General features: G+C 38.8%; 9 protein-coding genes. 7 read left to right on the top strand and 2 right to left on the bottom strand.

What is annotated here, in order from left to right; translation table 11 throughout:
• The 4 genes from MKI79_RS05510 to MKI79_RS05525 all read left to right on the top strand — a co-directional run bounded on the left by MKI79_RS05510 (window position 1) and on the right by MKI79_RS05525 (window position 4,460).
• Window positions 1-612: a sugar transferase gene (locus MKI79_RS05510; RefSeq protein WP_241571053.1), complete on the top strand. Its 612-nt coding sequence runs from the start codon at window positions 1-3 to the stop codon at window positions 610-612.
• Window positions 609-1,262 (top strand): acetyltransferase, encoded by a 654-nt coding sequence (locus MKI79_RS05515; RefSeq protein ID WP_241571054.1) that lies wholly within the window; start codon window positions 609-611, stop codon window positions 1,260-1,262. The genes MKI79_RS05510 and MKI79_RS05515 overlap by 4 nt, the downstream gene beginning before the upstream one ends.
• 32 nt (window positions 1,263-1,294) lie before the next feature.
• On the top strand, window positions 1,295-2,482 hold the full coding sequence (locus MKI79_RS05520) for a DegT/DnrJ/EryC1/StrS family aminotransferase (protein WP_241571055.1): 1,188 nt from the start codon (window positions 1,295-1,297) through the stop codon (window positions 2,480-2,482).
• 97 nt (window positions 2,483-2,579) lie between these two features.
• Window positions 2,580-4,460, top strand: a complete 1,881-nt coding sequence (locus MKI79_RS05525; RefSeq protein ID WP_241571056.1) for a polysaccharide biosynthesis protein — start codon at window positions 2,580-2,582, stop codon at window positions 4,458-4,460.
• A gap of 94 nt (window positions 4,461-4,554) precedes the next feature.
• On the opposite strand, the gene MKI79_RS05530 is transcribed toward MKI79_RS05525, so the two are convergent.
• Together MKI79_RS05530 and MKI79_RS05535 are read right to left on the bottom strand one after the other, a co-directional pair.
• Complete coding sequence (locus MKI79_RS05530) at window positions 4,555-6,702, bottom strand: YjbH domain-containing protein (protein WP_241571057.1); 2,148 nt, start codon at window positions 6,700-6,702, stop codon at window positions 4,555-4,557.
• A gap of 160 nt (window positions 6,703-6,862) precedes the next feature.
• Window positions 6,863-8,482: a hypothetical protein gene (locus MKI79_RS05535; protein WP_241571058.1), complete on the bottom strand. Its 1,620-nt coding sequence runs from the start codon at window positions 8,480-8,482 to the stop codon at window positions 6,863-6,865.
• Window positions 8,483-8,871: 389 nt separating this feature from the next.
• Here MKI79_RS05535 and MKI79_RS05540 point away from each other — a divergent pair, with 389 nt between their 5' ends.
• The 3 genes from MKI79_RS05540 to MKI79_RS11665 all read left to right on the top strand — a co-directional run bounded on the left by MKI79_RS05540 (window position 8,872) and on the right by MKI79_RS11665 (window position 12,495).
• Entirely contained in the window at window positions 8,872-9,582 is a 711-nt protein-coding gene (locus tag MKI79_RS05540; protein WP_241571059.1) for an ABC transporter ATP-binding protein, read from the top strand.
• Between the two features lie 2 nt (window positions 9,583-9,584).
• Window positions 9,585-12,011, top strand: a complete 2,427-nt coding sequence (locus MKI79_RS05545) for an ABC transporter permease (protein WP_241571060.1) — start codon at window positions 9,585-9,587, stop codon at window positions 12,009-12,011.
• A gap of 112 nt (window positions 12,012-12,123) precedes the next feature.
• On the top strand, window positions 12,124-12,495 hold the full coding sequence (locus tag MKI79_RS11665; protein WP_274619068.1) for a trypsin-like serine protease: 372 nt from the start codon (window positions 12,124-12,126) through the stop codon (window positions 12,493-12,495).
• The last annotated feature ends 7 nt before the right edge of the window (window positions 12,496-12,502 follow it).

The raw sequence follows: 12,502 nt of genomic DNA on the forward strand, positions 1-12,502 counted from the left end.
ATGCTTAAACGTTTACTGGATATAGTTATTGCTTCAATTGCTTTGGTATTGCTTTCACCTTTATATTTTTATGTAGCATATAAGGTAAAAAAGAACTTAGGCTCGCCAGTCTTATTCCGTCAGGTTCGTCCAGGTTTGCATGGTAAACCTTTTGAAATGATTAAATTTCGCACCATGAAAGACGCACTGGATGAACAGGGCAATCCATTACCAGATAGTGAGCGTTTAACACCTTTTGGCAAAATTTTACGTTCGACCAGTCTGGATGAAATGCCTGAGCTTTGGAATGTAATTAAAGGGGATATGAGTGTAGTCGGCCCTCGTCCATTATTGATGGAATATCTGCCTCTATATAATGAGGAACAGGCTAAGCGTCATAATGTACGTCCTGGTATGACTGGTCATGCACAGGTGAATGGTCGTAATGCGATTAGTTGGGAAGAGAAATTTAAACTCGATACTTGGTATGTAGAAAATCAGTCTACTGTGTTGGATTTTAAAATTATGTTGCAGACAGTGAAAAAAGTCATCGCCAAAGACGATATCAGTGCTGAAGGTGAAGCAACGATGACAAGGTTTACTGGCTCTCAAAACAAGGATGATAGTTTATGACAGTTTCATTGATCGGCGTGTATGGTGCAAGTGGTTTTGGTAAAGAAGTCATGCCTCTTGTTCGTATGCAATACCCACAATTCAGCAACGATAGTTTTGTGTTTATTGATGATGGTCAAGCTGGTACTTTACTAAATGGCTACCCTGTATTGGGCTATGCTGAATTTTTGGATAGACTGAATACTGATAAAGCTGTCACGATTGCCATAGCAAATAGTCAAATTCGTGAAAAGTTAGCAATACGTTTAACTCAAGACGGGATACAGCATTTAAATATTAGAGCAAATAATACAGTCATTTTGGATGAAGTAGATATTGGCGAAGGAAGCCTATTTTGCTCATTTACATGTTTAACATCAAATATCAAGATTGGTAAGTTTTTCCATGCCAATATTTATAGTTATGTCGCACATGATTGCGTGATTGGTGACTATGTGACTTTTGCGCCGAGTGTAAAGTGTAATGGCAATGTTCATATTGAAGATCATGCCTATATCGGTACTGGTGCGGTGATCAAACAAGGTACACCAGATAAACCACTAGTGATTGGCAAAGGCGCTGTGGTGGGTATGGGTGCGGTCGTGACCAAAAGTGTGCCAGCAGGTGCAACAGTCATTGGTAACCCAGCAAGAATTTTAGAGAAAAAATAAAGATTTTTAAAAAATCAATTTAGGAAAGAGATATGTTAAACACTGCATTTGAACCATGGCCAAGCTTTACGCAAGAAGAGGCAGACGCTGTTTCTAAAGTACTGTTGTCGAATAAGGTAAACTATTGGACGGGTCAAGAATGCCGTGAATTTGAAAAAGAATTCGCAACATTTGCAGGAACACAATATGCAGTGGCTTTAGCAAATGGGACAGTAGCGCTTGATGTTGCATTAAAGGCTTTAAATATTGGTGCTGGGGATGATGTAATTGTTACCTCACGCACATTTTTAGCCTCGGCAAGCTCGATTGTCACGGCTGGTGCGAATCCTATTTTTGCAGATGTAGAACTTGATTCTCAGAATATTTCGGCACGAACAATAGCGGCTGTTTTAACACCGAATACCAAAGCCATTATTTGTGTACATTTGGCGGGTTGGATGTGCGATATGGATCCAATCATGCAACTTGCCGCTGAAAAAGGACTATATGTCATCGAAGATTGTGCGCAAGCGCATGGTGCTAAGTATAAAGGAAAAGCAGCGGGTTCAATTGGGCATATTTCGGCTTGGTCTTTCTGCCAAGATAAAATTATGACCACGGGTGGCGAAGGCGGCATGGTCACGACCAATGATGAAAATCTTTGGAAAAAGATGTGGTCATATAAAGATCATGGTAAAAATTTTGACAGTATTTATAACAAACAGCACCCACCAGGTTTTCGTTGGTTACATGACTCATTTGGTACTAACTGGCGGATGATGGAGATGCAGGCTGTGATAGGTCGTATCCAATTGAAGAAGATGGCTGAGTGGACTGAAAAACGTAATCAAAACATGCAGCATATTTATTCTGCATTTGAGAATTCTCCGTATATATCAGTTTTTCAGCCATCCAATGATTATGTGCATGCGGCTTATAAGTGTTATGTTCAAGTGAATATTGATCAATTACCAGAAGGTTGGTCTCGTGATCGCATCATGAATGAAATTTCTGAGTTAAATGTACCTTGTTTTAGTGGTTCATGTTCAGAAGTATATTTGGAACATGCATTTGATGATACGCCTTGGCGTCCAGCTCAGCGTCTTGAGAATGCACAAAAGCTAGGTGAGAGTAGTTTAATGTTTCTAGTGCATCCAACTTTAAGTTTATCGAATATTGAGCGTATGCTGAAGTCGATTACAGAAGTTATTGGTAGAATTGGTGTGGTTACCATTAAGTAACTAATATATAATTTTAATAAATATTTATATGTTAAATCAGATTGGCATCTAATGATGTTGATTTGATTTTTTTAACTAACTTGAGAATAAAGCTAATATGGTTAAACAAGTTGTAGTTAGGTTGGCCTCTACTCCAAGAGTTATAAAACAGATTTTTCTAATAGCATTGGATTTTACAACTCTCCCAATTTTACTTTGGTTATGTTATGTCATTCGTTTATTTGACTTGGGTGCTGAAGTTGTTCCTCATCTTGCTTTTGGTGCTTTTTGGGTGACTTTATTATCGATAGTCTCTCTATTTATATCTGGTTGTTATCGTCATATTGTACGCAGTTTTAACGAGTCCTTAATATTTAAATTAGCTATCGCCACTGCAATTTGCATGATTGGGATGTATGTGATGGCGTTTAGTACATCTGCATTTATTCCGACATCTATTCCAGTAATGTTTGGATTTATGATGTTTGCTTGGGTTTGGTTTAGCCGTGGTGTTATTCGGTTTGTAGTTAGTTCTTATTTAAAAGCGGATACTCCCAAAAAACGAATTGCTATTTATGGGGCGGGCGCTGCCGGTCAGCAGATCGCAGCTGCTTTATATCGTTCAAATGAGCATTTGCCTGTTTTTTTTATAGATGACAAGCAATCATTAACTGGGCAGATGGTTGGTGGTCTAAAAGTTCTACAATCTAAATACGCCTTACAATTGATTGAAAAAAAATCGCTAGTAGATGAAATTTTGATTGCTTTACCTTCAGTTGGTCGTCTTCGTAAAAGAGAAATTATTCAATTTTTAGAACCTGCTCACGTTAAAATTACTGAAATTCCTGGATTGACGAGGCTGGTTGATGGGACAATACGTATTTCAGATATTCAAGAAGTTGACATTGTTGATTTGTTAGGACGAGATCCTATTCCACCTGTACAAGAGCTTTTATTGAAGAATATCCAAGATAAAGTAGTTTTAGTGACAGGGGCGGGTGGCTCTATCGGCTCAGAATTATGCCGTCAAATTGTAAAAAATAAGCCCAAAAAAATCATTATTTTTGAGATTACTGAGTTTGCGTTATATAGCATTGATAAGGAGCTTCGATTAACAAGTAATATGACTATTATTCCTATATTGGGGACTGTACTTGATCAAGGGAAACTAGAGCGAATTATTGAGCAGTATCAAGTTCAAACAGTTTATCATGCGGCTGCTTACAAGCATGTACCTTTAGTAGAGTGTAATCCAATAGCAGGTTTAAAAAATAATGCAATTGGGACGGCGTTTAGTTTAAATGCAGCAGTAAAAAATGGTGTGGAAACTTTTGTATTGATTTCGACAGATAAGGCGGTAAGACCGACAAATGTTATGGGGGCTTCTAAAAGAATGGCAGAGTTATACTGCCAAGCTTTAGCAGCTGAACAAAATACTACTCAAATCAGTATTGTTCGATTCGGTAATGTGCTTGGATCTTCTGGCTCCGTTGTTCCACTATTTAAACAACAGATAGCTAAAGGTGGCCCTATCACTGTAACACATCCTGAAGTGACTCGATATTTTATGACTATACCTGAAGCCTCACAGTTAGTTATACAAGCTGGTGCTTTAGGTTTAGGTGGAGATGTATTTTTATTGGATATGGGTAAATCTGTTCGAATCCAAGATTTAGCGCGTCAAATGATTTCTTTGAGTGGGTTGCGAGTGCGTGAAGCAGGATCAGTAGATGGTGATATCGAGATTCATTATTCTGGATTACGCCCTGGTGAGAAGCTATACGAAGAGTTATTAATTGATCAAGAAAATACTGAAACAACAGTGCATTCAAGAATTCTACGTTCTTATGAGAAGCAATATCCTTTGGATGAATTGTTGCCCATTTTTGAACGCATTAATCAACTAAATGCTACAAATCAAGATATTGACTGGGCATTAACCCAATTAGAGTATTATGTTGATGGTTATCATCGAGGTAAAGAGGTTTGTGTTAACTAATATTGGGATCATTGTTTGAAGCAATCGGTAATATAAAAAGACACTTTTTTAAAGTGTCTTTTTATTACTGTAAGCTTATAGAGCTAATTAGTATTTACTTATTTATTTGTTCTATAAAAACAGATTTAATACGATCGAAGTGTCTATAGATATATGAGTGTGATAGCCGATCTCTGTTGTAGAGCATGTTATCTAGATTTAGGGGTGCCTCATAAAGACGTGTTCTTGAACCTGATCCAGCTATTAAATTCCTATCTGTATTTACTTCAGTTCGAATTGATTGTGTGTAATGATTGTCACCAGATACTTTCAACCAATTTGTATTAAAAGCACGCTTTGGTGTCAATGGTAGGACGATTTCTAAACCAGCAAAGCTACGAGCACTATTTTCATTGTCTTGTTTTGTTTGTTGATAAAATACATTAATGTCAGTGTCGGAAAACGTAAACCGACTAAGTGCTTTCATGCCGATATCACCATCAAGGAATTGACCAGCTTTTAATTCTAACTGTACATCATGATTTGGAAGTTGGTACCTATATCCTGCTAATACAGGTTGGTAGTCATCCTCTACATTATCATACTGGAAATATCCAACCGTCAAATTGAATTGATGTAATTGGTTCGGTGTGACGTATCTTGTTTCAGCAAATGTACCGTAGGTATCAGGATAGAGTTGCCCGACCGCAATATGCGCATTAATTTTACTCGCTCCGAAGTATTGATGTAACATCGCTCGGTCGATCCCACTGTCAAGGCTTTGATTATGAAAAGCTCCATTTTCTTCAAAGTCGATACTATTATCAACGGGATGGATATAACGTGCTTCAGCCAATAAACCATCCCACAGTAATGGAATTTCTAATGTGCTAGATACTCCTACAGAGTAATCAAATACTCCTAACTCTGTTCCTAAAGCATAATTGAGTACAGGAGCAAGAGTGATTCTTGGTTTGCCTATTAGGGAGGAATTATGTAAATGATCTTTATGGTTTTCTAAATCTTTCATTATATTGCGTAATGATTGACTATCAGTGATCAAATTTTTAATCGCTTGTTGCTGACAGTTTTTATTACTTGTGGCAAGCCATGTATCTAAGCATTGAGTGTTTACTTCAATGGCTAATGATGGAAGGCTTTCTTTGGTTAAGATAATTTCTAATGTATTGCTATTTAGCGGAACCATAGACTTATAGTAAATAGCTAAAATAGCACCAATCGCATCTAACTCATTCCATTGGTATAGCTGATTTTCAAGTGTAATAACTAACTTATTGTTTGAAAAATTATATACTACGATATTGTCAAAACCATGATTTTTTAAAGCTTGTTTCAAAGTTGGTAAGTTGTCACTGTAATTATCTTTAAAACTAACACTTGTATTCACAGCTATATTTTTAGGTTGAATTACTTTAGGGAGCTCTGTGTGGTGATTATTTTCATTAAGAGTATATCCTGTTGTATCGTGATCAGAAGGTCGATTATCAGGATAGAAGGCAAGAGGTCTTTGTAAACTCAGTCCCCAAATGAAATCCCCATCATTTGCAAAGTCATACTTTAGATCTGCGCTTAGATTAAAGTTGGCTGGTAAACTTTGCGGTGGTGTTAGAGCGCGTAAACCAAGTTGTGCATCTTTTCCGTCGTATTCTGCAATACTTTGAACCCATGGAGTTGCTTGATAAATAATATTAGCAAATGTCCCATCAACACGGTTTTTTAATCCATGTTCTTTTGCTTCAGAATATCCTAAACTGATATCTAGATCCTGCAATTGCCAAGAAGCTACCCCGTAAACTGTTTGAAAGTTAGCAGCGGCGCCTCCAATATCGGTAGCGCCAATTGCAAATTGTGGTTGGAGAGGTGAGTTGGGGGTGAGCATTCCCCAGGGTAGTGTCGGCAATGTTATTTTTAGCGACGCGGATAAATCTCGAACGATACAATCACCACTAAAACAAACCTCATCATTTGATCGATCTGCAAGCCGACCAAATAACTCTACATTAGGTAGTATACCTATACCCAAAACGTAGTTGTGATCATCATACCCAGTATTTTGAATTTGGGAGTCCAAGCTGTTGCTATAACCCAATGCAAAATTACCATGATCTAAGCTTTTTGCTACGGGTGTTGAAAGTGCGCCAGTAAATCCTGATGGGCTAATTCCAGAAATTTCTGCGGATGCTTGTGTAGTGACAAAGAAGCAACTCAAAATAGCTAAGTGGATTTGAGATCTTTTAAACACAGAAAATTCCTAAAATAGTTGAATATTAAAATTATTGAAAAAGAATAAGTGACCACTGTAAAAACAGAATGATAAGATTATAAATCAGTACAATTAATTTAAAGTCTTATTATTCGAAAATCCACTATGAAGCCGAAGCTCCATAGTAGGTGGGTATTGATTAATTCGAAGCGCCACTTGCACCAGTAATTACAACTGATTCACACTGAAGGTTCGGATAGTTGATGTCGATGGTTTGTGATGTCGCACCAACAGTAATCACTTGAGATTGGAAGCTCCAATTACGAGTATTGTAAACCCAAAGATTGTATTGAGAGCCTTGCTCTAAACCAGTAAAGTTGCCAGATGTACCATATTCAAATAGCCAATCGCTCCAATCTGAACGCACTAAATCAATATATGCAGGGACAGGGCGTTTGTTTGATCCGCTTGGGCAACTTTCAGTTACATTTACTGTAATTCCACTCACAACATTAGATGGAGCTGCTACAGGGACAGATGCACCAGCACATAGATCAACAGGAGCAGTTGTTTCACCAACTACAGTATTACCACTTAACACTTTAACATTAACTTTGGTATTGCGTGGGTAGTTGAAGATGGTTTGAGAAGAATCACGAACAGCAGAATATGAACGGAAGAAACGTAATCCATTTTCACCGATGATTTCAAAGTTTAATGGACGATTATCCTGTGCTGTACGGTTCAAATTCAATGTCGCTGTACACGTGTTGTAGTAATAATCTAAGTTCCAATAAGATAAGTGATTCGTAGTAAATGTTACAGTCCAATCACCATTCGCCTTAGCTGAAATGGTACCATTGGCTTCAAATTTCCAATTACCAGTTGTTTCGTCAAAGCTCCATACAGGATATGTATCTCCAACTGCTAATGCAGCACCTGTAGCTGGGTTTTTAGAATCTTTAGGTAGATCGATTGAAAGTTCAATATTGCCACTAAATTTCTTAATTGGAGTACCGTTAGCCGCTGTTAAGTTAAACTGCGCAAAACCACCAGTAATGAATGCACCATCATTGCGTGAAGCGCCAGTAGAGTCTACTACAGTTGGTGCGAAACCACCTGGGAAAGCTGAAAGTGCGCGAGATTCATTATTGCCAAATTTAACAATAGATACGTTCACACCATTTGCTGACAGTTCAGCGCCATTTTCGTCATAAACTTTAGTACCAGCTGGGATAGAGATAGTAGCAGTACCAATAGACTCGTTGTTCACTGTTTTAGCAGTTGTAGACTTGGTGTAACCTGCTCCTAGATTCGCAGTTTCAGTAACCATTGCTAAACCTAGGTTAGTATTTGCATTAATAGTAGCTGCATCACCAGTGTTCAGTAATTTAACTAAAACAGTTTGACTACCCGCTTTAGAATTGGTCTTTGAAAGTTGAATACCTGTTTCTTGCCAGCCCTTGCTACGATTTCCAGCTACTACTGTGAAATAATTGCTATCAGATAAGTTTGCTGCAATCGATAACATACCGTCAGTAACAGCAACAGTTTTGCCAGCTAATGATGCGCCAGTAGAATCAACGACATCAGTTGCAGTACCTGCAAATGTGACAGTAAGCTCATCGTCAATTGGTTCAAGTGTTGTGCCAGTAGCATCTACAAAAACTAATTGGTATTTGTAGGTTTGTTTTAGTTCAGAAATAGCAGAAGTAGTAGGTCGTTCAACTGTACGTTGAGTCTTACTATCGCCACTTCCCCCACATCCAGCCATCAAAGCTAAAACGCTTGACGCCAAAATAATTTTTGTTGCTTTCATCGTTAGTACATTCCCTAGGTCAATAAATCAATTAGATCATATTACACTAAATGTATATATGTTATACACTTTATAGAATAGTATACTCGTTCAAGTGCTTTCAAGACATTTTGTAAAAAAATCACAATCTCAACTGATTAATTGAGATAGTTGATTTTTCAAGTCTAACAAAACTTCTTCTTTGTCGATTATATCAGTGTTTTCATTTGCTTAGACATGTTTATTTAATATTCTTCAGAAGTGTGTTATTCAATATTTTTTGTAAAAAATAATTTACTAGCCTCGTCTTGCTACGTAATTCTGCCATAGTTGTGTTTTACAGATGTGTTATTGATTAATTCTATTTAACATTCTATTGCACAATTAAAAATTTATTGTAAGTATTCGCTATGATTCAAACGCAACAGCTCTCACAAGTTATACAAATCCATGATCAGCGTATCCATGTATTAAAGTCGATTGATTTAAAAATTGCTGAAAAGGAACAAGTCGCAATTACAGGACGTTCAGGTTCAGGAAAATCTACGCTACTGGGTTTGCTTGCAGCACTTGATCAGCCTTTTGATGGTGAAGTGCATCTTTGTGGTCATGCGATTCACAGCATGTCAGAAGAACAACGTGCCAAAGTACGTTTGGAAAATATTGGCTTTGTTTTTCAGTCTTTCCAGCTTTTACCACATCTGAGCGCACTGGATAATGTGTTGCTGCCGATGCGATTGCAAAGTGCCTATCGTTACAATGAAGCAAAAGAGAAAGCCCAAGCAATGCTTGAGCGAGTCGGACTGGTACGCCAAATGTCACAAACGCCTAAAGTCTTATCAGGTGGTGAGCAACAACGTGTTGCCATTGCCAGAGCGTTGGTCACAGAGCCAAAAGTGGTGTTTGCTGATGAGCCGACAGGCAATCTTGATCAAGATACTGCAAAAGAGATTGAACAGCTTTTATTTCAGATGAATCATGAGCTTGGTACGACATTGGTGTTAGTGACGCATGATCAAAAACTTGCTTCACAATGTCAGCGACAGTTACAACTTGAAGACGGTAATCTATTGGAAAGTACACTTCGCAATGCATTATCTGACTTGAAGATGGATGTATAAGTATGCGTTTATTTTCAAGTTTACTTCGGCAGAGTTTTCACAGCGGTGGGATTACTTTACTGGTCGTTGCTTTGGCATTGGCGATCAGCGCCAGTACTGCACTACGATTTAGTAATCAACAAATTCAATATGCGATCGAGCAACAAGCAGGGGAATTGCTTGCCTCGGATATGCTGATCGAATCCAATGAGCCGCTTGCAGATACATGGCAACAAAGCGCAATACACCACGGTTTAAAGACTTCGCAAAGTACCGTATTTAGCTCGATGGCACATACAGGCGAGCATTTCGTCATGGTCAATGTCAAAGCAATCGATGATGCATTTCCCCTACGGGGTGAACTGGATATTTCACCGACTGCCAAGCCGATCAAATCAGGTGAAATTTGGCTCAGTCCGCGTGTTTTTGATTTGCTTCATGTCAAGGTCGGCGATCAAGTCGATATTGCTGATGGATCATTTACCGTGACTGGCGAAATTACCTATGATGCCAATCAAGAAACAGGTTTTTCAGCCTTTTCGCCAACGGTGATTATTCATCAAAATGATGTCGCTCGGACTAATGCGGTACAAGTCGGTAGTCGGATTGATTATCGACTATTGATGGCAGGGCAACCCGAGCGATTACAAGCCTTCCAAACTGAAAATAAAAAGCTCATCGAAGAACCGCTGAAACTGCGTGTCGCCAGCGAAGGCAATTCACGGCTGATGCGACCAATACGCAATCTCGATACCTTTATGCAATTGGCGAATCTATTGACCTTATTGCTGTGTGGTATTGCCATTGCACTGACATGTCAGCGTTATGTGGCGCAGAATCAAGATCATATCGCCTTACTACGTTGTATGGGCGCGTCTCGTGGGCAAATTATCTTTGCATATCTTGGTTTATTAGGTGTGGTTGGTGGGATTGCCACCATTATCGGTACTATTTTTGGCGTGATTTTTGGCTATTTGTTGCTGAATTTGATGCTGAGCACTATGCCAAATATACATCTACAATTTTCAATTTTCTCGATTCTAATTGGTCCTTTGCCGAATGCGATTTTGACGTGCTTAGTGATTTTACTCGGTTTTGTGTTGCCGAGTATTTTGCATCTTGCCAAAGTGCCACCGATTCAAGTGCTTCGTAATAGTCAGATTGATCCTATGGCACTTTGGACTTTGGCGCTGTCTGCTGTATTTAGCCTTGCGATTTTCACCTTATATTTAACAGAAAATCTCACGCTTAGTCTGATGGTGATAGGCGCATTGGCACTGCTTTGTGTGTTGTTATTTTTACTGATGTGGGCTGTGCTCAGCTCGATTCGCAAAAGTAATGCACGATTTGAACAATGGCTTCGAGCACCTGCACAGCTGAGTCTGCAAATGACCGCTTTGGCATTGGGACTCAGCTTAATTACAGTGCTGTTTTTATTGCGCGGTGATCTGCAAAATCGTTGGGAAAATCAACTGCCTGAAAATACGCCCAATCAATTTGTTTATGGTTTACCGCCGTTCGATCAAAAAGCCTTAGTCGATCAGATTGATCAACTGGGCTGGCATCGCACGCCATTTTATCCCAATATTCGTGGGCGCTTAATTACCAAAAATGGACAAGCCTTTTTACCTGAATTGATTCGTGAAAATAACAGTTTGCGCCGTGAGCTCAATCTGACCCAAGCCGATCAATTTCCTGCGGACAATGAGTTAACTGCGGGTACAAAAAACTTTACAGCGACACATCAAGTATCTGTTGAGCAAGAAACAGCGGATAATTTGGGTATAAAAATTGGTGATGAGCTGGGCTTTCAACTGCCTGATGATGAGCTCAAAGCAAAAGTTGTCAGCCTGCGAAAAGTGGAATGGGAGAGTTTTAGTCCAAACTTTTTCTTTATCTTTTCCCCGGATACGTTATATGAAAATGCAGGAAGCTATCTCGGCAGTTTTTATGTACCTGATGCAGAAAAAGAACAATTGGTGAATGTGATTCAGCAATTTCCAACCACAGTATTTATTGATATTGACGGCATTATTGAGCAAATAAAACGTATTGTGAATGTCATTACGCAAGTGGTAAGTCTTCTTGCTTTCTTGGTGTTTTCCGCAGGGCTTTTGGTGTTGCTTGCTTGTTTGAATTTGATGATGGACGAACGCCGTCAAGAAGTGGCTTTACTTCGTGCGATTGGTATGTCGCAGCAAAGTTTAAAACGTTATCTGACCACAGAGCTGGCATTTATCGGATTTGGTGCAGGGGTTTTGTCAATTGCTTTTGCCGAAATGGTGTCTTATATCGTGGCGTGGCGTATGGAAATGCCGTGGTCTGTACACTATTTGTATTGGCTCATTTTACCGATATTAATGGCGATCTTGTGTGGTGTCATTGGGCGTTATCGATTGACTAAGTTATGGAAAATTTCACCGCTGAGTAGCCTGCGTTCTTTAAGCTAAATTTTTAGTAATTAAGAGCATTTATGGAATGAAAATATTGATTTAAAAATTACATTCTGTAACTTAGCTAGATGATGATGTTTGAAGTCTCACAATAATTAGGAAGACTTTGATGAATTTTATGGTTTGGATCATTCGTTGTATCGCTGTAATTGCGCTGTGTATTCAATTTGCTTATGCCAGTAGCACACTACAACCGGGCATTATTAATGGCAATGACGCAACTGATGCAGAGTTTCCGTGGCAAGTAGCTATTACCATTGATCCTGACTATCCATATCCTGCACACATTTGCTCAGGGAGTTTAATCTCTGATCGCTGGGTATTGAGTGCAGCGCAATGTGTTAAGGGGGGGAAATTGATAGGCAAGTCGTCAATTATGACATTCTTGCCGGAACGCAGAAACTTGATTCGGAGCAAGGACAAACAATTAAAGTCAAACGCAGTATTATTCATGAGCAATATCATGACACTACCTTTTTAATGGTATT

The organism is Acinetobacter sedimenti (assembly GCF_022601685.1).
In the GTDB taxonomy this organism is placed as follows: Bacteria; Pseudomonadota; Gammaproteobacteria; order Pseudomonadales; family Moraxellaceae; genus Acinetobacter; species Acinetobacter sedimenti.